We start from the raw sequence: 21,575 nt of genomic DNA, 5'->3' as shown, positions 1-21,575 counted from the left end.
GGCCGCCAACTGATCTTCTGGTCCGGTCAGCCTAGGACGACAGAGGTGACGAAACGCGAAATTACGGAAGTCGGGAGGGGAGAAGTCAGGCGGTCAGGCGGTCAGCCAGTCGCGGAGCCGTGCCTCGCAGTGGTGGATCCGGTCGACGGGAACGTGCTCGTCCCGCTTGTGCGCGTAGATGGGGTCGCCGGGGCCGTAGTTCACCGCGGGCACCCCGAGCGCGCTGAAGCGGGACACGTCGGTCCAGCCGAACTTGGGCTGGGCGCTGCCGCCGACGGCCTTCATGAAGGCCTCCGCGGCCGGGTGGGAGAGGCCGGGCAGGGCGCCGGGGCTCTCGTCGTCGACGACGAACTCGGCGATGTCGCAGTCGGCGAAGACCTCGCGGACATGGGCCAGGGCCTCGGCCGGGGAGCGGTCGGGGGCGTACCGGTAGTTGACGGTGACCGTGCAGGCGTCGGGGATGACGTTGGTGGCGACGCCGCCCTGGATCGCCACCGCGTTGAGTCCCTCGTGGTACTCCAGGCCGTCGATGACCGGCTTGCGCGGCTCGTACGAGGCGAGGCGGGCGAGGATCGGGGAGGCGGTGTGGATGGCGTTGGAGCCCATCCAGGAGCGCGCGGAGTGGGCGCGCTCGCCGGCGGTGTGCAGGATGACGCGCAGGGTGCCCTGGCAGCCGCCCTCGACCTGGGCGTCGGAGGGCTCCAGGAGGACCGCGAAGTCACCCTCCAGCCAGTCGGGGTGCGCGGCGGCGATCTTCCCGAGGCCGTTGAGGTGGGCGGCGACCTCCTCGTTGTCGTAGAAGACGAAGGTGAGGTCGCGGTTGGGCTCGGGGACGGTGGCGGCGATCCGCAGCTGGACGGCGACCCCGGACTTCATGTCGGAGGTGCCGCAGCCCCACAGGATGCCGTTCTCGTCGAGTCGCGAGGGCACGTTGTCGGCGATCGGCACGGTGTCGATGTGGCCGGCGAGGACGACCCGCTCGCCGCGGCCGAGCCGGGTGCGGGCGACGACGTTGTTGCCGTACCGGTCGACGGTGAGGTGCGGCAGGGCGCGCAGCGCCTGCTCGATGGCGTCCGCGAGCGGCTGCTCGGTCCCGCTGACGGACGGGAAGTCGACGAGGGCCGCGGTGAGCGCGGCCCCGTCCTGGGACAGGTCGAGGGGCGCGTCGAGCGGGGTGATGTCAGCCATGTGCCGACCCTAACGCGGCCTCCAGTACGGTGGGCCCCGTGTCCGAGCCCACCCGCCCCGCCCGTCGCGGCCGCCTCGCCCGCTCCGCGGCCGCCTTCGCCGCGCTCCTCGGCCTCGCCTCGTACGTGGCCTTCCACCAGGTGACGGGGAGTACGGGCACGCCCCGGTGCAGCGTGGGCAGCGGCGACAACCGGTACGAGTTCACTCCCGAGCAGGCGTCGAACGCCGCGACGATCTCCGCCGTGGGGACGAGCCGGGGCCTGCCGGAGCGTGCGGTGACGATCGCCCTCGCGACGGCCCTCCAGGAGTCGGCGCTGCGGAACATCGAGCACGGCGACCGGGACTCGCTCGGCCTGTTCCAGCAGCGGCCCTCGATGGGCTGGGGGACGCCGGCGCAGATCATGGACCCGGTGTACTCGGCGGGGAAGTTCTACGAGGGCCTGGAGAAGGTCCGGGGATATTCGCGGCTGCCGCTGACGGTGGCGGCGCAGAAGGTGCAGAAGAGCGGTTTCCCGCAGGCGTACGCGAAGCACGAGCCGGACGCCACGCTGCTGTCGGCGGCGCTGACGGGCCGGTCTCCCGCGGCGCTCTCCTGCACGGCGAACACGGCGGAGGGCCGGCCGGGCGATCCGGAGAAGGTCCGCGCCGAGCTGGTCCGCGCCTTCGGCGAGAAGGCGGCGCCGAAGGCCGTGACGGGTGGCCCGAGCGCGGGCCGGTCGGCCGGCGAGCCGCCGGCGCTCGTGGTGCCGGTGCGGGCGACGGCCGGGTCCGGGGCGGCGCAGGGCGCCGGGGCGGACGAGCGGCGCGGCTGGGAGCTGGCGCAGTGGGCGGTGGCGCGGGCGGACACGCTGCGCATCACCGAGGTCGCGTACCGGGACCGGGTGTGGCGCGCGGGCGAGGCCGGCGGCGGCTGGTCGAAGGTCTCGGGGCCGAGGGCCTCGGGCTCGCCGGAGGGGGCCCCGGAATCCTCCGGCGCACCGGCCCGGGGCGGGGAGACCGTCCGTATGCGCCTCGCGAAGTAGCCGATCACCCGTACGGCGATTCACTCGCCCGTGGCATGGGACCGGCTCGCGTCCGGAGAAATTCGCGACCCTTCCGCGCCGCCTTTTCCGCACTGCGCCCCACCCCGCCAATTCCCTTGCCCGGCAAGGGAAGTGACGGTTCGGCAGACGTCTGCGCAATGACGCGTTCGTCCGTTTTCCTCCCCACCCGACAATACGACGCATTGCCAATTCTTTACCTTCGGCCTCCGCAACCTCCCCCGCCCCGGGGCCGGTTGTCACTGCGTCCGAACAACACCTCGCACCTCGTCGAAGGAGCACCATGACCCTCCCCCTGACCCGTCGGATCGCCCGCGCCGCCCTCCTCATCGCGGCCGGAGCAGCCCCCGTGGTCGGTGCGGCCGGCTCCGCGAGCGCCCTGGACCACAACATCGCGCCGACCGGCGCCCTCACCGGTCTCTCCACCCTGGACGCCGCCGGAGCGGGCACCGCCGTCGACGGCGCCTCGCAGACGGCCACCGGCGTCGTCGGCGGTGCCGGCAGCCAGGCCGTCGGCACGGCCGTCCCCGCCGCGGGCAAGACCGTCGGCGCGGCGGGCAAGACCGCCACCCCGGCCGCCCAGAAGGTCGCCGGCGACACCGCCGGCAGCGCGGGCGAGGTCGTCGGCAAGACGGCCGGCGCCGCCGCGGAGAGCGCGGAGGGCCCGGCCGACGGCGCCCTGGGCGGCGGCCTCGGCAGCCTGCCGACCGGCCAGACGCTGGGCGGGCTGCCCCTCGGCGGCTGACCCGCACGCACGGCACGGCACGCACCGCGCGGCAGGCGCGGCGCACACGGCGAAGGGCCCGGGAAGCGAAAGCTCCCGGGCCCTTCCCGCTGTCTCCGAGGCTCAGCCGAGCCGCTTGACCGCCGCTTCCACGCGCTCGTCCGTCGCCGTGAAGGCCACCCGCACGAACCGCTCCCCCGCCTCGCCGTAGAAGTCGCCCGGAGCCACCAGGACGCCCTTCTCCGCGAGGTAGGCCACGGTCTCCCAGCAGGGCTCGTCCCGGGTCGCCCACAGGTACAGGCTCGCCTCGCTGTGCTCGATCCGGAAGCCGTGCGCCTCCAGGGCCGCCCGCAGCGCCGCCCGGCGGGCCGCGTACCGCTCCCGCTGCTCGGCCACGTGCGCGTCGTCGCCGAGCGCCGCGACCGTCGCCGCCTGCACCGGCGCCGCGGTCATCATGCCGCCGTGCTTGCGGATCTGGAGCAGCTCGCCGAGCACGGCCGCGTCGCCCGCGACGAACGCGGCGCGGTAGCCGGCCAGGTTGGAGCGCTTGGACAGCGAGTGGACGGCGACGATCCCCTCGTACGAACCGCCGCAGACGTCCGGGTGCAGGACGGAGACCGGGTCGGCCTCCCAGCCCAGCTCCAGGTAGCACTCGTCGGAGAAGACGAGGATGCCGTGCTCGCGGGCCCAGGCCACGATCCGGGTCAGCTCGTCCTTGCCCAGGACCTTGCCGGTCGGGTTGGACGGGGAGTTCAGCCAGAGCAGCCTGAGCCCCGCCGGGTCGAGCTCCGTCGGGTCGTCGTAGACCACGGCCTCGGCTCCGCAGAGCCGCGCGCCGACCTCGTACGTCGGGTACGCGAGCCGCGGGTACGCCACCCGGTCGCCCGCGCCGAGTCCCAGCTGCGTCGGCAGCCACGCCACCAGCTCCTTGGAGCCCACCACCGGCAGCACGTTCTCGTGCGCGAAGTCCACCGCGCCCAGACGCCGCTCGCACCAGCCGGTGAGCGCGTCCCGCAGCTCCTTGGTGCCCCAGACCGTGGGATAGCCCGGCGAGTCCGCCGCCGCGACCAGGGCCTCCTGGATCAGCGCGGGGACCGGGTCGACCGGCGTGCCGACCGAGAGGTCCACGATTCCGTCCGGGTGCGCCAGGGCCGTCTTCTTGTACGGCTCCAGCTTGTCCCAGGGGAAGACGGGCAGGCGCGAAGAGACTGCGCTCACGGGTTGGCTCTCACTTCCTGTACGTGCGCGGGGAAGGCGTCGGGAAACGCCTCGGTCCCGTACGGCGGCCGACGCCGTACGGGACCGGATTCGACCTGAAGCGGTCGATCAGCCGTTCTGCGGCGGCAGGGCGGCGATGAAGGGGTGGTCACGCTCGATCTCGCCGAGCTTGGAGGCACCACCGGGCGAACCGAGCTCGTCGAAGAACTCGACGTTCGCCTTGTAGTAGTCCTTCCACTCCTCCGGGGTGTCGTCCTCGTAGAAGATCGCCTCGACCGGGCAGACCGGCTCACAGGCCCCGCAGTCGACGCATTCGTCCGGGTGGATGTACAAGGACCGCTTGCCCTCGTAGATGCAGTCGACGGGGCACTCCTCGATGCACGCCTTGTCCTTCACGTCGACACAAGGCTGCGCGATGACGTAGGTCACGCTGTCGTTCCTCCTCGATAGGGCTGGTCTGCGCGGGAGCGCGGCGTCGTCGATGCCCGCACCTAGTATCTCCGTTCTTGGGGGCGATCCGAACAGGAGGGGCGGAGAAGCTGTGGAATTCACCGGCGGAGGACGCCTTGAGGTCCGAATTACCAGCGCTGACGTGGGAAAACGTGTCTCCGTTCGGTACGTGACGGAGTCACCGGCGGCGGGTGCCAGGTTCACCGACGCGGTCGGAGTTCTCACATCATGGGACAACTCTGTGCTGCTGATCACACGAAAGAGCGGCGAGAGCGTCCGGATCGCGGAATCCACCCTGGTCGCGGGGAAGGCCGTCCCCGCCGCCCCCGCCCGGCGCCGCGGCCCCTCGGCCACCTTCCCGGAGCTGGCACGGGCCACCGCGCGCGCGTGGCAGCCGGTCGAGAGCGAAGCGCTCGGAGAATGGACCCTGCGGGCCTCGGACGGATTCACCCGCCGCGCCAACTCCGTACTCCCGCTCGGTGACCCGGGACTGCCGGTCACAGACGCCCTGACGCGCGTACGCGCCTGGTACGCGGCCCGGGGGCTCCCCGCGTACATCCAGACGGCCACCGGCGCCGAGGGCACCCAGGAGCTGCTCTGCGCGGCCCTCGACCGGCACGGCTGGCGGCGCGAGGTCTCCGCCGAGGTGCGGATCGGGGCGCTCGCCCCGATCGGCGACCTGGACGCCGACATCTCCGCCGTACGCCTCTCCCGGACCGTCGACGAGTCGTGGCTCCGCCGCTACCGGCGCTCCGGCGAACCGGGCCCGGCGGTACGGTCGGTGCTCGACTCGGGACCGAGTGTGTGGTTCGCGTCCGTGGCGGGCACGGGAGAGGTACCGGCGGCGATCGGACGGTGCGTCGTCGACGGACGCTGGGCCGGCTTCATGGCCGTCGAGGTCGACCCGGACCAGCGGCGCCGGGGCCTGGCGACCTCCGTCATGACGGCGCTCGCCCGACAGGCCCTCGACGAGGGCGCGTCGGCGGCCTGGCTCCAGGTGGAGGCGGACAACGACGGCGCGCTGGCGCTGTACGACGGGATGGGCTTCGCACCCCATCACCACTACCACCACTACCGATGGGCGGAGGCGTGACGGAGGACGTACCACCACCGGACGGACCGGAACACGAACCGGACGGCGGGCGGGGCAACGGGCCGGACGGCGAGCCGCGAGACGGCGGCGCGGAGGGCGGCTCCGGCGCGGTGGAGCCGCCCGACTGGCGACGGGAGTTCGCGGAGGAGGCACGGTCCGAGCGGCCCGACCTCGCCCGGCTCTGTCTGCTGATCGGGGCGGTGGTCGACCCCACCGTCACCCGGCACACCCTCGACGAGGCCGAGATCGAACTCGACCGCCTCGCCGGACTCGTGCCGTACGCCACCCGGATCACCGGCGACTGGACCACCGCGCTCGCCGGGCTCCTCGGCAGCCGTGAGGGCTTCGAGGGCGTGCCCGCCGACTACCAGCGCCTGGAGTCCTCGCTCCTGCACGAGGTGCTCCGGCGCCGCCGCGGCCTGCCGATCCTGCTCTCCGTGGTCTGGATGGAGGTCGCCCGCCGGGCGGGCGCCCCCGTGTACGGACTCGGACTGCCCGGCCACTTCGTCGTCGGCTTCGGCGACCCGGCCGACCTCAACCTCGCCGACCCCTTCGCGGGCGGCCGTGCCATGACCGGCACGGACGCCGAGCTCCTGGTCGCGAGCGCGACGGGCGAGGCCCTCGACCGTTCGATGCTCAGGCCCGCCGAGCCCGGCGCGATCGTGCTGCGGGTGCTCAACAACATCCGTGCCTGGGCGGCCCCGCGCCCCGAGCGTTCCGACGTGGCCCTGTGGGCGGTGGAGCTCTCCCTGCTGCTCCCCTCCCACCCGGCGAGGCTCCGCTACGAGCGCGCCGAGCTGCTCGTCCAGCGCGGGCAGTTCCTCACGGGAGCGACGGAGATGGAGGCGTACGCGCAGGTGATGGACGCGGTGGACCCGGAGTCGGCGACGACGATCCGGCGGAGGGCGCAGGCGGCGCGGGCGCGGCTGAACTAGCTCGGCCCGGGGGCCGTGAGGGGTCCCCCGGCCGTCCCCTCGCGCCGCGCGGGCGCGAGGGGGGCGGGGCGACCGGATTCGAACCGGCGTCCTCCGAGATGTCATCGCGGCGCATTACCTCTGTGCTACGACCCCGCCCTTGGAGGAGATCCTAGGAGGCGAGGAGGACCGGGGGCGAGCGGTTTTCGGCGGAGGGACGGCGGTCGCGGCCTCTCTACGCGTCGGCCCGCCGGCGCACCATCTCGTCGATCCACGCGGGCGCGAACGGGGACGTGCAGCCCGGGGACGTCGGGTAGTCCTTGAGCACCTCCAGGCGCTCGCCGATGTCGAGCGCACGTGCGCGCAGCTCGGCGTGCTCGATGCCGATCTGGGCCAGGCAGTGGTTCATCGCCCACTGGAGGCGGTCCGGGGCGTCCTTCATCTCCGCCTCCACGACGTCGAGCAGCCCGGCGAGGTCGAGGCCCTCGGGCTTCCTCGCCACGCGTTCGGTGGTCAGCGCCCAGCCGGCGCTCGCGACCACCGGATCCGGATCGGCGGTCCACGCCACCCGCAGCTCCTCGGCGTGCGGGTTCTTCTTCACCACGTAGTTCACGAGCCAGTCGTGCACCTTGGGGGTGCGGGCCCCGCGGAGCATGGTGTCGAGCTCGTCACGGCCGTAGGCCTTCGGGCGGCAGATCAGGAGCGCCAGCAGTCTCGCGGCGGTGTCGTCCGTCTCCCAGAGCCCGTACGCGAGGTCCTGCCGGGTCTTCAGCCGCTTCGCGAGGGCGCGCAGCTTCCCGAGGTTCACACCGTGGTCGTCACCGTGCCGCTCGTTCACCGCCCGCGTCTTCGCGTCCTCGAGCCCGGCCAGCTCGGCCATCACCTCGGCCAGGGTCGTCCCGGCCGTCGTCGTCCCGGTCACCATCGGCCTCCCTCGCCCACGGCATTCAGCCTACGACGACGGGAGGCGGCCACCCGGCGGGCACGCGTCGCGCACCGGCCGTCCGCCCGGCCGGCGGCAGAATGCGGCCATGCCGCTGACCGCAGACATCCTCGTCGCCCTCGTCGCCCTGCTGCACGCCTACATCCTGGTGATGGAGATGTTCCTGTGGGAGCGGGAGACCGGCCGTCGCTTCTCCGGCTTCGACGCGAAGACAGCCCGTGACACCGCGGCCATGGCCGCCAACCAGGGCCTCTACAACGGCTTCCTCGCCGCCGGGCTGGTCTGGGGGCTGATCGCCGACGACCCGACCGGCTTCGCCGCTCAGGTCTTCTTCCTGTCCTGCGTCGTGATCGCCGGCTTCTACGGCGCCGTCACGGCCAACCGCCGCATCCTCTTCGCCCAGGCCCTCCCCGGCGCTCTCTCCCTCTCCGCCGTCCTCGTCGCCCACTACTGAACGCGAGCCGGCCCCACCCCCACGCTCCCCGCACCCGCGCGGGGGCGCCCACGCGCCGAGCCCCCGGCCGACGGGGCGTCGGGCGGGGGCTCGGGGGGGCGTGGGTGACTCCGGCTGTCAGCCTTCGCCGCTGAGGTCGATCCGCTTGGTGCGTTCGGCCTGGGTCTTGCCGAGGAGCGCGTCACGCATCACGAAGGCCACGTCGTCGGCGGAGACCTCGTGCTTGGTGCCGTCGCCCTTGGTGATCATGACTCCGGCGAAGGCGCCGTCGAGCAGCCTCTCGATCGCCTTCTTGTCGTAGACCTCGACCAGCCGGCCGTCGACCGCCTTCATGGAGAGGATCTGCGGCAGGGACCGCGCCGGGCCGAAGTCGATGAACTTCTGGCCCGCGTAGATCCTGATCACGCCGGACATGGCGGGGGTGGCGAACTCCTTCATCGCCCGGTCCACCTCGGCCTTGGTGACGCTCGGCTGGCGGTTCGTGACCGGCAGCTCGACCAGCTTGCTCTGGCCGGTCTCCACCTGGGCGCGGAACGCGTCCCGCACGGAGATCATCGAGCGCTGGATGTCGAGACCCTTGCCGGGCTTGCCCTCGACGGGCGTCACCTTGTTCGGGGCGAACAGGATCGTGCCCTCGGTCGCCGACGCCGCCTTGCCGGCCAGGTCGTTCAGCGTGACGGCGAGCTTCTCCTCGTCGACCGGGAAGACCGGCTTGGCGACGCGCTCGCCGCCGAAGAGGGAGCCGATGACGGAGACCGGGTTGTAGTCGCTGCCCGCCGCGGCGCGGACGGTCTCCTGGCTGTCGAGGGCCAGGCCCGCCTTGTCCGGGGCCAGCTGGACCTTCTTGCCTCCGATGCCGAGCTGGAGCGGGGTCCCGGCGCGCTTGCCGAGGGCCGCGTCCAGCTTGTTGACGGCCTCGTCCTTCGTACCGCCGCCGATGTCCACGCCGAGGACCGTGGTCCCCTTCGGGACGTCGGAGTGGTTCAGGAGCAGTCCGGCGCCGTAGGCGACACCGGCGAGGCCGACGACTCCGACGGCGGCGAGGACCAGCTTGGAACGGCCCTTCTTCGCCGGGGCGCGGCCGGGCGCCGCCGCCTGTCGCGGTGCGGGCGCGGGGGCCGGGGCCGTCCGCTCCTCGATGCGCGGGGTGAGGTTCGGGCGGGCCGCCTTCGACGGGACGACGGGGATGCCGCTGGTGAGCGTGTCACCGGAGATGTGGCCGTTGCCGTCGGCCGGCTGACCCGGTCCGCCCGGTCCGCCCCGTCCGGGGGCCGGCGCGGGTGGCTGCGGGGTGAGGATCGCGGTGTCGTCGGACATCCGGGGGGCACCGCCGGGAGCACCGCCGGGGAACGGGGAGCCCGCGCCCTGGCCGGGGCCGCCGCCCTGTCCGGGGCCACGCTGACCGGGGCCGCGCTGACCGCCACCCTGACCCCCCTGCCCCTGACCCTGGAACGGGCCCGGCGGAGGGCCGCCCAGCGACGCCGTGCCGGTCATCGGGCCGGTGGTGGGTCCGGTCGGCCCGCCCGGACCGCCCCGGCCCGGGCCGGGGTACGCGGGCGTACCGCCGGCGGGGGTCCCCGAGTACATCGGGGTTCCTCCGGCGGGGGTGCCGTCGTACATCGGCGTACCGCCGGCAGGAGTGCCGTCGTACATCGGTGTTCCGCCGGACGGGGTGCCGTCGTACATCGGCGTTCCGCCCGCGGGCGTCCCCGAGTACATCGGCGTACCGCCCGCCGGGGTGCCGCTCTCGTAGAGCGGGTTGCCGGGGGTGCCTCCCGTGACCGGGCGGCTCGACGGGGTGCTGCCGACCGTCGGGACGCCCGAGGTCGCCGAGCCCGCGAAGCCCGTGCCCTGGGCGTCCGGCCCGCCGAGCGGCGAAGCCGGCTTCGGGGCCGGGGCGGGGGCGGGCGGCAGCGCGGGCGTGGGGGCCGGGGCCTGGGGCGCCGCCTTGCGGGGCGCGAACCAGTCGCTCGTCTCCCTCGCCTTCGGCGTCTCCTCGGCCTGCGGCGGCTCCGGGGCCGCCACCGGCTCGGGCTCCGGCTCCACGACGGGCGCGGGCTCCGGAGCGGGCGCCGGTGCCGGCGACGACGCGGGCGTCTCGCTGACCGTGGTGCGGACCACGACCGGCGGGATCGGACGCGAACCCGGGATGTTGATCCGGATCCGGGTCGTCAGCGTCGTCTCGGTCTTGGGCTCCTCCGGCGGCGCGGGCGCGGCGGTCTCCTCCGGCGCGTCCTGCGAGGGGTGGAGCGACGGATACTGGCGGGATCCGTACGGCGGTGTACCCGAGGGGTACGCGGCTGCTCCACCGCGCCCCTGGGCGCCGGAGGACGAACTGTCAGTCTCTCGACCAGTTTCACGACTCAAAGCAGGATCTCCCGGTTGGCTCCACCGCCCGCTCTTGCTGATGCTCGTGTAACCCGGGCGGTTCGGCGGCGCGCACCACCATACTGGCCGCCGCCGTCACATACCCGACCCCCGGGTGACCGACCACGCGCAATCCGGCCGAAGTCAGGACGTCCCCGGTCTCAAGTCGTCCTGTTCACGGGGTCGGTCGGGGCAGCCGGGAGAGCGTGGTGCACATCACAGCGATCGCCATGCCCCCGAAGAGGAAGAGCAGCTCGCCGACGCCTCCGCCGAACGCACCGTCACCCTCCGGGCGTCCGAAGCTGAGCAGGATGACGGCGATCAGCCAGCCGCCTCCGCCGGCGGCCACGCCGACCTGGGTTCCGGTGGCCCGCATGCCGCCGTAGAAGAGGCCCCCGGTCGCGAGGAGCGCGAGGAGCAAGCCGAGGGGCAGCCAGGCGGCTTGGACGAGGGCACCGGCGGTGCCGACGAGGAAACCGAGGACGGCCAGCCCCGCGTACCAGGCGAATCGGGCGTTACGGGAGACGGGGAGCGTTCCGGGCGTCGTGGGGTTCACGCGGTCACCCCCGCGAACAGGTCCGTCTCGCGTGCGCCGGCGGGAGCGCCCGCGGCGCCCCGCACCAACTCGTAGTACTCCGTGGTGAAGATCGGCTGGCCCAGGTCGTTGGAGAGGGCGAAGAAGGGACCGTCGACCGCGACTTGGGTGGCGTGCGCGGCCATCGCCGCGCTCTTGCGGGCGGTGTGCTCCGGTCCCGCGTCGATCTCGGCGGTGATCCGGTCCTCGTCGACGACTCCGGGGACGTCGTCGACGACGGCGACGGCCGGGAAGGCGGAACCCTCGGCGCGCAGCCGGGCGAACCCGGCCTCGGCGACCGGGCGCGGGACCCTGTTCCAGTAGATCTTGGCGATCGTGTGGGCCGCTCCGAGGTCGGGGCGGTAGGCGGGGTCGGCGGCGAGTTCGGCGGCGCGCATGGCGACCCGGTGGGCCTGGATGTGGTCGGGGTGGCCGTAGCCGCCGTCGGGGTCGTAGGTGACGAGGACCTGCGGGCGGGTCTCCCTGATCACCTCGACGAGGTACGGGGCGGCGGTGTCGACGTCGGTGTTCCAGAAGGCGTTCTCACGCTTGTTCTGTTCGGCGCCCATCATTCCGGAGTCGCGGAAGCGGCCGGGGCCACCGAGGAAGCGGTGGTCGGTGACGCCCAGCTCGGTCATCGCGGCGGCGAGTTCGCCGACACGATGGGGGCCGAGCCGGTCCTCCCGGTCGGGGGCCAGGTGGGCGAGCTCGGGCGGGATGACCTCGCCCTCCTCGCCGAGCGTGCAGGTGACCAGGGTGACGAGGGCGCCCTCGGCCGCGTACCTGGCCATGGTGGCGCCGTTGTTGATCGACTCGTCGTCCGGGTGCGCGTGCACGAGCAGCAGACGGCGGGCGGGGAGATCGGACATGTCCCCACCCTACGAGGTCCGGCCGGAGGAAAGGCCCTGACGTGGGCGGCTCAGAACTTGAGGCCGCCGACCATGTTCGCCACGTTCGTGGTGAGGGTGCTGATGGACGGGGCGATGGACGAGCTGGCCAGGTAGAAGCCCAGGAGCGCGCAGACCGCCGCATGTCCGGCCTTCAGCCCGGATTTCCGGATCAGAAGGAAGACGACGATCGCCAGCAGCACCACCACGGAGATCGAGAGTGCCACGGCGGTTCACCTCCACACTTCTTCGGTCGGATATTCGAGTGGTTCGGTCGATCAGCATGTGCCAGGGGGCAGGCCCGTCGGATGCATACCCACCTAGCGCTACGGATCATAACTATCCGTGCGGCCGCATCGATCGGCGGACGGGGGCACGAGGGGGGCGCACGGCGCTAGTTTCAGCCGCATGACCTCGTCTCGACAGCAGTCGGCCACACCCTCGGCCGGGCTCTCCTTCCCCCGCCAGCACGCCCGGACCCAGCGGTTCACCCTGGGGGTCCCCCGTGCGTTCACGGTCTCCCCGGACGGGGAGCGCGTGGTGTTCGTCAGGTCCGCCTCGGGCACGGACCGGTCGCACCGGCTCTGGGTGCTCGACCTTCCGCGCGACGGCGGACCGCCCGTGGAACGGGTGGCGGCCGACCCCGGACTGCTCCTCGCGGGCGCGGCCGAGGAGTTGTCGGCGCGGGAGCGGGCGCGCCGGGAACGGAGCCGGGAGGGCTCGGCCGGTGTGGTGGCGTACGCGGTGGACGGAGCCGTGGAGTTGGCGGCCTTCGCCCTGTCGGGGCGGCTGTTCACGGCGGAGCTCCGGGCCGGGACGGCGCGGGAGCTGCCGGTTCCGGGGCCGGTGATCGACCCCCGGCCGTCGCCGGACGGGCGCTTCGTGGCGTACGTGACGGAGGGCGCGCTGCGGGTGGTGGACGCGGACGGAACGGGCGACCGGGAGCTGGCCGTTCCGGAGGACGCGCACGTCTCCTACGGATTGGCCGAATTCATCGCCTCGGAGGAGATGACCAGGGACCGGGGATTCTGGTGGTCCCCCTCCTCGGACCGGCTGCTCGTCGCACGGGCGGACGACCGTGCGGTGGGGCTCTGGTGGATCGCGGACCCGGCGCACCCGGACCGGGAGCCGCAGCGGGTGGCGTACCCGGCGGCGGGCACCGCCAACGCGGAGGTCCGGCTCTTCGTCGTGGACCTCGAAGGGGCCCGTACGGAGGTGCTGTGGGACCGGGAGCGGTTCCCGTACCTCGCGCGGGTGCACTGGTCCGCGGCGGGGGCGCCGCTCCTTCTCGTCCAAGCGCGGGACCAGCGCGAGCAGCTGTTCCTGGCGGTCGATCCGGAGTCCGGGCGGACCACGACCGTACGGGCGGAGCGGGACCCGGTGTGGCTGGAGCTGCTGCCGGGGGTGCCGGGGTGGACTCCGGACGGCCGGCTCGTACGGCTCACCGACGAGAGCGGCGCCCGCGCCCTGGCCGTGGACGACCGAACGCTCACCGACGGGGCCCTGCACGTCAGGGCCGTGCTCGACATCGGGGCGGACGACTTCCTCGTGTCGGCGTCGGCCGGCGCCGGGGCCGACCCGGACCGGCCGGAGACCGGCGAGATCCATGTGTACCGGGTGACCGGCCGGGGCGCGGAGCGGCTGTCCGAGGGCGTCGGGACGCACGGGGCGGTGCGCTCGGGGCCGGTGACCGTGCTCGTGTCGGCGCGCCCGGAGACGCCCGGGAGCGTGGCGCGGGTGCTGCGGGACGGCGAACAGGTCGCGGTGGTGGCCTCGTACGCCCAGCGGCCGGTGCTCGGCGCCCATGTGCGGCTCACGGAGGCGGGCGCCCGGCGGATCCCGTGCGCGGTGCTGCTGCCCTCGGGGTACGAGGAGGGCGACGGGCCGCTGCCGGTCCTGATGGATCCGTACGGCGGCCCGCACGGGCCGCGGGTGGTCGCGGCGCACAATCCGCACCTGACGTCCCAGTGGTTCGCCGACCAGGGCTTCGCGGTGGTCGTGGCGGACGGGCGGGGCACCCCGGGCCGTTCCCCCGCCTGGGAGAAGGCGATCGCGCGGGACTTCTCGCCGACCCTCGACGACCAGGTGGACGCGCTCCTGGGCCTTGCCGGGCGCTTTCCGCTCGATCTGGAGCGGGTGGCGATCCGGGGCTGGTCGTACGGCGGCTACCTCGCGGCGCGGGCGGTGCTGCGGCGGCCGGACGTCTTCCACGCGGCCGTCGTCGGGGCGCCGGTGACGGACTGGCGGCTGTACGACACCCACTACACGGAGCGGTATCTCGGCACGCCGCAGGACGACCCGGAGGTGTACGCGGCGCAGTCGCTCCTCACCGACGACGGGCTCTGCGAGCCGGAGGTGCCCGCGCGGCCGATGATGATCGTCCACGGTCTCGCGGACGACAACGTGGTGGTCGCGCACGCGCTGCGGCTCTCCTCGGCGCTGCTCGCGGCGGGCCGGCCGCACGAGGTGCTGCCGCTGTCCGGGGTCACTCATATGACGCCGCAGGAGCAGGTCGCGGAGAACCTGCTCCTGCTCCAGGTGGACTTCCTGAAGCGGTCCCTGGGGGTGCGGACGGTCTGAGTCACCAGCCGGGCGGCGGCGGCTGGGGCGGGGCCGGGGGCAGCGTCCCGACGGGCGGGTACGGGCCGGGGGCGGCGGCGGGGGCGCCGCGCCCGGCCAGCAGGGCGAGCACCGTGATGCCGGCGAGCAGCTCGAAGAAGGCGCTCACCACCCCGACCTGTTCGGCGGTCGGGAGGTCCGCCCAGTGCCCGACCAGTTCGTAGCGGGAGATCCGCGCGATCTCGGCGATGCCGCCGGCCGTCAGGAACGCCCCGGCGAGCAGCCCGAGGGCCCGGCTGTGGCGGGCCCGGACGAAGGCGGACACGGCGGCCGTCCCGTACAGGGCGACGAGGACCAGCGACAGCCAGCCGGGCGGGGGCGCGAGGGCCGCCTTGATGACGGACCGGCCGCCGATGAACCGGTCGACGGTGATCTCCAGGGGAAGCTCCGTCGACCAGTACAGCTCCCACAGGGTCACGACGAGCGCGGTGACGCCGAGCAGGACGCCGGCGGCGACGGCGGGGCCGGTACGGGGGCGCGTCGGGAGCGGCTCGTACGAGGCGGTGGCGGGGCGGCGGCCGACGGCCGCGGTGACGATCAGGGCGGCGGCGAGGGCCAGTTCGAGGAACGCGGTGACGAGGGCCCCGCTGTCGGGCGTCCAGAGGCCCGGCAGCCGCAGGGCGAGGGTGACGGTTCCGGTGGCGGCGAGCACGGAGGCCGCGTGCCGGGAGCGGAGGGCTGCGGCGACGGCGGCGACGGAGACGACGAGGAGGACCGCGTCGGTCAGGGAGGTGGCGGACCGCCCCCGGATGAGGAAGTGGTGGTCCCCGGCCCAGTACCAGGCGAGGTCGACGGGTGAGCCGAGCGCGGCGAGATCCTTGAGGATCCACACGGCGGCGATGAGGGCGAGTGCGGCGCTGAGCGCGGCGCCCGTGAGTCGTGCCGGTCGTGTCACTGTCACGGTCCCGATACTCACGGTCGCCATCAACCGAAACAAGCGATTCCGCGGAACCCACGGGACACGGCGGGATCGAGCAGCCGGGCCGGGGTCGCTCTCGCGCCCCGGCCCGGTTCACGGCACCCGCACGGCCGTACGTCGTGGAGTCTGCCGTGTTCGTATATCGGAGCCGATTCCGTCGAGTTGCCTGCCGGTTAAGGCGATTCGGGCTTGGTCATTCCGTTCGAGCCGTTCAGGCCTTCGGTGCCGTCCGAGCCGTTCCCCGGAGGGGTCCCGGGCCCGTTCGCCCCGTTCTCCGGGGGAGCCTCCGGCGAGGTCGCGCCCTCCTCCGGGGGGACCACCTGCTTCTCCTCCGCGAAGTGGCAGGCCGAGTCGTGCTTCGCCGGGCTGTCCGTGAGGCGGAAGACGGCCGGGACGGCGAGGAGCGGGACCTCCAGGGCGCAGCGTTCCTGGGCCTTCCAGCAGCGGGTGCGGAAGCGGCAGCCGGAGGGGATGTTGGCCGGGGAGGGGACGTCGCCGGTGAGGATGATGCGTTCGCGGTGGGCCCGCGCCTCGGGGTCGGGGACCGGGACGGCGGAGAGCAGGGCCTGGGTGTAGGGGTGGGTGGGGTGGTCGTAGATCTGCGCGTCGGTGCCGATCTCGACGATCCGGCCGAGGTACATGACACCGACCCGGTCGGAGATGTGCCGCACGATCGACAGGTCGTGGGCGATGAAGACGTACGAGAGGGAGAACTCGGACTGCAGGTTCCCCATCAGGTTGATGACCTGCGCCTGGACGGAGACGTCGAGGGCCGAGACCGGCTCGTCGGCCACGATGATCTCGGGCTGGAGGGCGAGGCCGCGGGCGATGCCGATGCGCTGGCGCTGGCCGCCGGAGAACTGGTGCGGATAGCGGTTGATGTACTCGGGGTTCAGACCGACGACGTCCAGGAGGTCCTGGACCTTCTGCCGGCGGGAGCCCTTGGGGGCGACCTCGGGGTGGATCTCGTACGGCTCGCCGATGATGTCGCCGACGGTCATGCGCGGGTTGAGCGAGGTGTACGGGTCCTGGAACACCATCTGGATGTTGCGGCGGACGGCCTTGAGCGCGCGGGGGGAGAGCTTGCTGATGTCCTCGCCCTTGTAGCGGATCTCGCCGGACGTCGGCCGTTCGAGGTTGACCAGCATCTTCGCGACCGTCGACTTGCCGCAGCCGGACTCGCCGACGATGCCGAGGGTCTCGCCCGCGGCGAGGTCGAAGTCGACGCCGTCGACCGCCTTGACCGAGCCGACGTGCTTCTTGAAGACGACGCCCCGGGTGAGGGGGTAGTGCTTGTGGAGGTCCCGGACTTCGAGAATCGCCTCAGCCATGGAGGCACTCCTTCCAGAAGTGGCAGGCGCTGGAGCGCGGCACCGGGGACTCGGTCACGTCGTAGAGCGGGGGCACGTCGGTGCGGCAGACGTCCTGGGCCATGGGGCAGCGGGGGTTGAAGGCGCAGCCGGGTGGGATGGCGAGGAGGTTGGGCGGGAGGCCCTTGATCGCGTAGAGCTCCTGGCCCTTCTGGTCGAGGCGCGGGATGGAGTCGAGCAGACCGCGGGTGTAGGGGTGGGCGGGGGCCTTGTAGATCTCGTGGACGGGGGCCTGTTCGACGATCCTGCCGGCGTACATGACGGCGATCTTGTCGGCGACGTCGGCGACGACGCCGAGGTCGTGGGTGATGAGGATGAGGCCCATGTTGAGTTCGCGCTGGAGCTCGGCGAGGAGGTCCATGACCTGGGCCTGGACGGTGACGTCGAGGGCGGTGGTGGGCTCGTCGGCGATGATCAGTTCGGGTTCGAGGGCGAGCGCCATCGCGATCATGATGCGCTGGCGCATGCCGCCGGAGAACTGGTGGGGGTACTGGCCGACGCGTTCCTTGGCGGCGGGGATGCGGACCCGGTCCATCAGCTCGACGGCCTTGGCCTTGGAGTCCTTGCGCGACATGCCCTTGTGGACCTGGAACATCTCGCCGAGCTGGTCGCCGACGCTGATGACGGGGTTGAGGGAGGACAATGCGTCCTGGAAGACCATCGCCATCTTGGCGCCGCGGATCTTGCGCCGTTCCTCCTCCTTGAGCTTCAGCAGGTCCTGGCCCTGGAAGAGGATCTCGCCCTGGCTGATCCTGCCCGGGGGGATGTCGAGGATGCCCATCACGGCCTGGGCGGTGACGGACTTGCCGGAGCCGGACTCGCCGAGGACGGCGAGGGTCTCCCCCGCGTCGACGGAGTAGTCGACGCCGTTGACGGCCTTGGCCACGCCGTCGCGGGTGTGGAACTCCACGTGCAGGTCGCGCACTTCGAGCAGCATGGGTGCCTACCTCAGCTTCGGGTCGAGGGCGTCGCGGACGGCGTCGCCGAGCATGATGAAGGCGAGCACGGTGATGGCGAGCGCGCCGGCCGGCCAGAGCAGCATGTGCGGCGCGTTGCGGATGTACTGCGACGCGGAGGAGATGTCGATGCCCCAGGAGACGGTCGGCGGCTTCAGGCCGACGCCGAGGTAGGACAGGGTCGCCTCCAGAGCGATGTACGTGCCGAGGGCGATGGTGGCGACGACGATCACCGGGGCGATGGCGTTGGGCGCGATGTGGCGGAGCATCATCCGGGAGTTGGAGGCGCCGAGGGCCCGGGCCGCCTGCACGTAGTCGTTCTGTTTGGCGGTGATGACGGAGCCGCGGGCGATGCGGGAGAGCTGCGGCCAGCCGAGCAGCACCATGAAGCCGATGACGGGCCAGACGGTGGAGCTGGTCACCACGGAGAGGAGCACCAGGCCGCCGAGGACGACGGGGATGGCGAAGAAGACGTCGGTGATCCGGGAGAGGACGCCGTCCCAGGCGCCGCCGAAGAAGCCGGCGAGGCCGCCGAGGATGCCGCCGAGGACGGCGACTCCGAGGGTGGCGAGGACGCCGACGGTCACGGACGTCCGGGCGCCGTAGACGGTGCGGGTGTAGACGTCGCAGCCCTGGCCGTTGAAGCCGAAGGGGTGGCCGGGCTGGGAGCCTTCCTGGGCCTTGGAGAGGTCGCAGTCGAGGGGGTCCCCGGAGGCGATCAGCTGGGGCCAGATGGAGATGACGACCAGGAAGAGGATCACCAGCGACGAGATGATGAAGATCGGGTTCCGGCGCAGGTCGCGCCAGGCGTCGGACCACAGGGAGCGGGGCTTCTTGTCGGCTCCGGTGCCCAGGGGGCCGCCGGGCGTCTTCTCCAGGGTCTCGCCCTCGGCCGTCGCGAGGTCGGACGCGCCGCCGGCTCCGGTGGGGGCGATGGCCTGGCCCTCTTCGTACGACTCAAGCGGCTCGGGCTGCTCAGGCATAGCGAATCCTCGGGTCAAGGACGGCGTACAGGAGGTCGACCAGGAGGTTCGCCAGCAGGAACACCAGCACGAGGATGGTCACGAAGCCCACCACGGTCTGGGTGTTCTGGCGGACGATGCCCTGGTAGAGCTGGTAGCCGACGCCGTGGATGTTGAAGATCCGTTCGGTGACGATGGCTCCGCCCATGAGGGCGCCGACGTCGGCACCGATGAACGTCACGACGGGGATGAGGCTGTTGCGGAGCAGGTGCCGGCTGATGACCCGGCGGCGGGGCAGGCCCTTGGCGACGGCGGTGCGCACGTAGTCGGCGCGCTTGTTCTCGGCGATGGAGGTCCGGGTGAGCCGGGTGACGTAGGCCAGGGAGACCGAGGCGAGGACCAGGCCGGGCACGATGAGTTCGCTGAAGGTGGCCTCGGGCGAGACGGCCGGCTTGATCCAGCCCCATTTGACGCCGAGGAGGAGCTGGACGAGGAGGCCGGTGACGAAGGTCGGGACGGAGAGGACGACCAGGGTCAGCAGCAGGACGGTGGTGTCGACGGGGCGGCCGCGCTTGAGTCCGGTGACCACGCCGAGGCTGATGCCGATGACGATCTCGAAGAAGATCGCGACGATGGTGAGCCTGATGGTGACGGGGAAGGCGCTGGCCATCAGTTCGGTGACGGGCTGCCCGTTGAAGGCGGTGCCGAAGTCTCCGGTGAAGACGTTGCCCATGTAGGTGAGGTATTGCTGCCAGACGGGCTTGTCGAGGCCGAACTCCTTCTCCAGCTGGGCGGCGGTGGCCGGGTCGCACTGGCGGTCGCCGCACAGTCCGGCGATGGGGTCGCCCATCACGTTCACCATCAGGAAGATCAACAGCGTGGCGCCGAAGAAGACCGGGATCATCTGCAGCAGCCGCCGGATCACATATCGACCCATGGGGGGCTCCGGGGGTTGGCTCCGGGAAGAGGGGTGGCTCCGCGTGGCGGTGGGGTGCGGAGAAGACGTGCGGCCCGGCGGCGCGGGGGTCCGCGGGCCGGGCCGTACGCCTCCGACCTGCTACGACGTCAGTTGACCTTGATCTGGTCGTAGACCGGGACGCTGAACGGGTTCAGGGAGACGTTGCCGACCCGCTCCGAGTAGCCGGCGCTTCCGTTCTGGTACCAGAGCGGAATGGCGCCCATGTCGTCCCGGAGGACTTCCTCGGCCTGCTGGAAGAGGCCGATGGCCTTCGCGGTGTCGGCCTCGGCGTTGGCCTCGTTCACCAGCTTGTCGAACTGCGGGTCGCTGTACTTGCCGTCGTTGGACGAGGCGTTGGTGTAGTACAGCGGCTGGAGGAAGTTCTGGATGAGCGGGTAGTCCATCTGCCAGCCGGCCCGGAACGGGCCGTCCATCTTCGACTGGGTGACCTGGTTGCGGAAGTCGGCGAAGGTGCCGACCGGGTTGCCGACGCAGGCGGTGTTGTTGCCGAGGGCACGGTTGATGGAGTTGCAGACCGCGTCGACCCATTCCTTGTGGGAGCCGGTGTCGGCGTTGTACGAGATCTTCATCGTGCCGCCGGGGATGCCGCCGCCCTCGGCGACGAGCTTCTTCGCCTCGGCGGCGTCGTACTTGCAGAAGTCGCCGCAGATGTCCTTGAAGCCGCCGTCCTCGCCGAGGACCGGGGAGGTCCAGTCGACGGCCGGGGTCCGGGTCTTCTGGAAGATCGTCTCGGTGATCTGGTTGCGGTCGATCGCCATGGAGAGGCCCTGGCGGAGCTTCTCCTGTCCGGGCTTGTTCCAGGCCGGGTCGTAGAACGGGAAGGACAGGGTCTGGATGATGCCGGCGGGGACGTTGATGTACCGGTCGCCGAGGTCGGCCTCGACGTTCTTGAGCTGGGAGGCGGGGATGTCGTCGACGAGGTCGAGGTTGCCGGCCGTCAGGTCGGTGTACGCGGTGTTGTTGTCCGTGTAGACCTTGAGGGTGATGCCGCCGTTCTGGGCCTTGTCGGCGCCGGGGTAGGCGTCCCAGCGCTTGAGGGCCATCTGGGAGCCCTTGGAGTACGAGTCCACGGTGTACGGCCCGTTGCCGATCGGCTTCGACAGCCAGGCCTGGCGGTCGTCGAAGAAGGCCTGGGGCAGCGGCGAGAAGGCCGCGTAGCCGAGGGTGATGGGCCAGGTGGAGAACTTCTGGGTGAGCTTGACCGTGAAGGTCTGGGGGCCGGTGACCTTGAGGCCGGACATGGACGTGGCCGACGGCTCGCCCTTCTCGGGGTGGACCTTGTCGTAGCCCTCGATCTGGCCGAAGAAGTAGGCGTTCTTCTGGTTGTTCTTCAGATCGGCGGCGTAGTTCCAGGCATCGACGAAGGACTTGGCGGTCACCTTCTCGCCGTTGGAGAAGGTCCAGCCGTCCTTGACCGTGATGGCGAAGTTGATCGAGTCGGTGGTCTCGATCTTCTCGGCGAGCATGTCCTTGGCCTCGCCGGTCTTCGGGTCGTACTGCTTGAGCCCTCGGAAGATCATGGAGAGGACCTTGCCGCCCTGGACCTCGTTGGTGTTGGCGGGCTCCAGCGGGTTCTGCGGGTCGCCCCACGAGGAACTCACGATGCCGTCGGCCCCGCTGCCACCGCCGCTGTCGTCGCCGCCGCCACAGGCGGTCGCCGCGAGGGCGACGGCTGTGGCCAGAGCGGCCCACTTGGCGTGCGTGGCTCCGCGCATGGAGTGCCTCCCATATGTCCCTAAGCGTGACTTAGGGATCAATATCACCCCAAAGCGGAAGGGATGCATGTTCTCTGCGCCCATCGGAGCGAGGGCGGCCGGCGGGAGCCGGTGCGGGGGAAGGTGCCCGTGATGTGGTTGCGCGGTGGCTCGGAACATGCGAAACGGCCGGCCCCCGGCGCCTGTGGGGCGCCGGGGGCCCG

At 72.1% G+C, this 21,575-nt stretch carries 20 protein-coding genes and 1 tRNA gene; 6 read left to right on the top strand and 15 right to left on the bottom strand.

What is annotated here, in order from left to right:
• Nucleotides 1-93 precede the first annotated feature (93 nt).
• On the bottom strand, nucleotides 94-1,188 hold the full coding sequence (dapE, locus tag IE311_RS34225; protein WP_189835781.1) for a succinyl-diaminopimelate desuccinylase: 1,095 nt from the start codon (nucleotides 1,186-1,188) through the stop codon (nucleotides 94-96).
• Between the two features lie 29 nt (nucleotides 1,189-1,217).
• On the opposite strand from dapE, the gene IE311_RS34220 reads away from it, so the two are divergent.
• A complete protein-coding gene (locus IE311_RS34220) occupies nucleotides 1,218-2,210 on the top strand; it encodes a hypothetical protein (protein ID WP_189835780.1) in 993 nt (330 codons plus the stop codon).
• Nucleotides 2,211-2,511: 301 nt separating this feature from the next.
• Entirely contained in the window at nucleotides 2,512-2,973 is a 462-nt protein-coding gene (locus IE311_RS34215) for an ATP-binding protein (RefSeq protein WP_189835779.1), read from the top strand.
• A gap of 102 nt (nucleotides 2,974-3,075) precedes the next feature.
• Here the strand turns inward: IE311_RS34215 and IE311_RS34210 are convergent, their stop codons facing one another.
• Nucleotides 3,076-4,170 (bottom strand): bifunctional succinyldiaminopimelate transaminase/glutamate-prephenate aminotransferase, encoded by a 1,095-nt coding sequence (locus IE311_RS34210; RefSeq protein WP_189835778.1) that lies wholly within the window; start codon nucleotides 4,168-4,170, stop codon nucleotides 3,076-3,078.
• Between the two features lie 108 nt (nucleotides 4,171-4,278).
• Complete coding sequence (gene fdxA / locus IE311_RS34205) at nucleotides 4,279-4,599, bottom strand: ferredoxin (protein ID WP_015035968.1); 321 nt, start codon at nucleotides 4,597-4,599, stop codon at nucleotides 4,279-4,281.
• A 112-nt stretch (nucleotides 4,600-4,711) separates the two neighbouring features.
• On the opposite strand from fdxA, the gene IE311_RS34200 reads away from it, so the two are divergent.
• Nucleotides 4,712-5,713 carry a GNAT family N-acetyltransferase gene (locus tag IE311_RS34200; RefSeq protein ID WP_189835777.1) on the top strand — a complete coding sequence of 334 codons (1,002 nt, stop codon included), beginning with the start codon at nucleotides 4,712-4,714 and terminating at the stop codon, nucleotides 5,711-5,713.
• A gap of 110 nt (nucleotides 5,714-5,823) precedes the next feature.
• Nucleotides 5,824-6,648, top strand: coding sequence for a transglutaminase family protein (locus tag IE311_RS34195; RefSeq protein ID WP_189835801.1), 825 nt, complete (start codon nucleotides 5,824-5,826; stop codon nucleotides 6,646-6,648).
• Nucleotides 6,649-6,710: 62 nt separating this feature from the next.
• On the opposite strand, the gene IE311_RS34190 is transcribed toward IE311_RS34195, so the two are convergent.
• Together IE311_RS34190 and IE311_RS34185 are read right to left on the bottom strand one after the other, a co-directional pair.
• Nucleotides 6,711-6,785: transfer RNA gene (locus IE311_RS34190), tRNA-Val, on the bottom strand.
• Nucleotides 6,786-6,862: 77 nt separating this feature from the next.
• On the bottom strand, nucleotides 6,863-7,552 hold the full coding sequence (locus tag IE311_RS34185) for a DNA alkylation repair protein (RefSeq protein ID WP_189835776.1): 690 nt from the start codon (nucleotides 7,550-7,552) through the stop codon (nucleotides 6,863-6,865).
• Between the two features lie 106 nt (nucleotides 7,553-7,658).
• On the opposite strand from IE311_RS34185, the gene IE311_RS34180 reads away from it, so the two are divergent.
• Nucleotides 7,659-8,024 (top strand): DUF1304 domain-containing protein, encoded by a 366-nt coding sequence (locus IE311_RS34180; protein WP_189835775.1) that lies wholly within the window; start codon nucleotides 7,659-7,661, stop codon nucleotides 8,022-8,024.
• Between the two features lie 117 nt (nucleotides 8,025-8,141).
• On the opposite strand, the gene IE311_RS34175 is transcribed toward IE311_RS34180, so the two are convergent.
• The 4 genes from IE311_RS34175 to IE311_RS34160 all read right to left on the bottom strand — a co-directional run bounded on the left by IE311_RS34175 (nucleotide 8,142) and on the right by IE311_RS34160 (nucleotide 12,079).
• A complete protein-coding gene (locus IE311_RS34175) occupies nucleotides 8,142-10,391 on the bottom strand; it encodes a peptidoglycan binding domain-containing protein (RefSeq protein ID WP_189835774.1) in 2,250 nt (749 codons plus the stop codon).
• A gap of 175 nt (nucleotides 10,392-10,566) precedes the next feature.
• On the bottom strand, nucleotides 10,567-10,947 hold the full coding sequence (locus IE311_RS34170) for a DUF6113 family protein (RefSeq protein WP_189835773.1): 381 nt from the start codon (nucleotides 10,945-10,947) through the stop codon (nucleotides 10,567-10,569).
• The gene (mshB, locus tag IE311_RS34165) at nucleotides 10,944-11,834 is read right to left on the bottom strand and encodes an N-acetyl-1-D-myo-inositol-2-amino-2-deoxy-alpha-D-glucopyranoside deacetylase (RefSeq protein WP_189835772.1); all 891 of its coding nucleotides are present in this window, start codon (nucleotides 11,832-11,834) and stop codon (nucleotides 10,944-10,946) included. Before mshB ends, IE311_RS34170 begins: the two co-directional genes overlap by 4 nt.
• A gap of 50 nt (nucleotides 11,835-11,884) precedes the next feature.
• Nucleotides 11,885-12,079: a hypothetical protein gene (locus IE311_RS34160; protein ID WP_030207665.1), complete on the bottom strand. Its 195-nt coding sequence runs from the start codon at nucleotides 12,077-12,079 to the stop codon at nucleotides 11,885-11,887.
• 181 nt (nucleotides 12,080-12,260) lie between these two features.
• Between IE311_RS34160 and IE311_RS34155 the strand changes: the two genes are divergently transcribed.
• Nucleotides 12,261-14,432 (top strand): S9 family peptidase, encoded by a 2,172-nt coding sequence (locus tag IE311_RS34155; RefSeq protein ID WP_189835771.1) that lies wholly within the window; start codon nucleotides 12,261-12,263, stop codon nucleotides 14,430-14,432.
• Between the two features lies 1 nt (nucleotide 14,433).
• Here IE311_RS34155 and IE311_RS34150 read toward each other — a convergent pair whose 3' ends face one another.
• From IE311_RS34150 to IE311_RS34125, 6 genes are all read right to left on the bottom strand, one after another.
• Nucleotides 14,434-15,372 carry a hypothetical protein gene (locus IE311_RS34150; protein WP_189835770.1) on the bottom strand — a complete coding sequence of 313 codons (939 nt, stop codon included), beginning with the start codon at nucleotides 15,370-15,372 and terminating at the stop codon, nucleotides 14,434-14,436.
• A gap of 191 nt (nucleotides 15,373-15,563) precedes the next feature.
• The gene (locus IE311_RS34145) at nucleotides 15,564-16,721 is read right to left on the bottom strand and encodes an ABC transporter ATP-binding protein (RefSeq protein ID WP_229902345.1); all 1,158 of its coding nucleotides are present in this window, start codon (nucleotides 16,719-16,721) and stop codon (nucleotides 15,564-15,566) included.
• The gene (locus tag IE311_RS34140; protein ID WP_189835769.1) at nucleotides 16,714-17,697 is read right to left on the bottom strand and encodes an ABC transporter ATP-binding protein; all 984 of its coding nucleotides are present in this window, start codon (nucleotides 17,695-17,697) and stop codon (nucleotides 16,714-16,716) included. Before IE311_RS34140 ends, IE311_RS34145 begins: the two co-directional genes overlap by 8 nt.
• 6 nt (nucleotides 17,698-17,703) lie before the next feature.
• A complete protein-coding gene (locus IE311_RS34135) occupies nucleotides 17,704-18,699 on the bottom strand; it encodes an ABC transporter permease (RefSeq protein WP_189835768.1) in 996 nt (331 codons plus the stop codon).
• Complete coding sequence (locus tag IE311_RS34130; protein ID WP_187622344.1) at nucleotides 18,692-19,615, bottom strand: ABC transporter permease; 924 nt, start codon at nucleotides 19,613-19,615, stop codon at nucleotides 18,692-18,694. Before IE311_RS34130 ends, IE311_RS34135 begins: the two co-directional genes overlap by 8 nt.
• Before the next feature lie 128 nt (nucleotides 19,616-19,743).
• Nucleotides 19,744-21,372, bottom strand: a complete 1,629-nt coding sequence (locus tag IE311_RS34125) for a peptide ABC transporter substrate-binding protein (protein ID WP_189835767.1) — start codon at nucleotides 21,370-21,372, stop codon at nucleotides 19,744-19,746.
• Nucleotides 21,373-21,575: the final 203 nt, after the last annotated feature.

Origin of the sequence: Streptomyces zaomyceticus (genome assembly GCF_014656215.1) — a bacterium.
In the GTDB taxonomy this organism is placed as follows: Bacteria; Actinomycetota; Actinomycetes; order Streptomycetales; family Streptomycetaceae; genus Streptomyces; species Streptomyces zaomyceticus.
The sequence above is the reverse complement of the archived record's forward strand: the minus strand, read 5'-3'. Positions and strand labels throughout refer to the sequence as shown.

Coding starts and splice junctions, on each gene's coding strand:
- mshB (WP_189835772.1), bottom strand. CDS start 11,834: ATGTCCGATCTCCCCGCCCGCCGTCTGCTGCTCGTGCACGCGCACCCG.
- IE311_RS34135 (WP_189835768.1), bottom strand. CDS start 18,699: ATGCCTGAGCAGCCCGAGCCGCTTGAGTCGTACGAAGAGGGCCAGGCC.
- IE311_RS34180 (WP_189835775.1), top strand. CDS start 7,659: ATGCCGCTGACCGCAGACATCCTCGTCGCCCTCGTCGCCCTGCTGCAC.
- IE311_RS34215 (WP_189835779.1), top strand. CDS start 2,512: ATGACCCTCCCCCTGACCCGTCGGATCGCCCGCGCCGCCCTCCTCATC.
- IE311_RS34130 (WP_187622344.1), bottom strand. CDS start 19,615: ATGGGTCGATATGTGATCCGGCGGCTGCTGCAGATGATCCCGGTCTTC.
- IE311_RS34140 (WP_189835769.1), bottom strand. CDS start 17,697: ATGCTGCTCGAAGTGCGCGACCTGCACGTGGAGTTCCACACCCGCGAC.
- IE311_RS34155 (WP_189835771.1), top strand. CDS start 12,261: ATGACCTCGTCTCGACAGCAGTCGGCCACACCCTCGGCCGGGCTCTCC.
- dapE (WP_189835781.1), bottom strand. CDS start 1,188: ATGGCTGACATCACCCCGCTCGACGCGCCCCTCGACCTGTCCCAGGAC.
- IE311_RS34185 (WP_189835776.1), bottom strand. CDS start 7,552: ATGGTGACCGGGACGACGACGGCCGGGACGACCCTGGCCGAGGTGATG.
- IE311_RS34125 (WP_189835767.1), bottom strand. CDS start 21,372: ATGCGCGGAGCCACGCACGCCAAGTGGGCCGCTCTGGCCACAGCCGTC.
- IE311_RS34145 (WP_229902345.1), bottom strand. CDS start 16,721: ATGGCTGAGGCGATTCTCGAAGTCCGGGACCTCCACAAGCACTACCCC.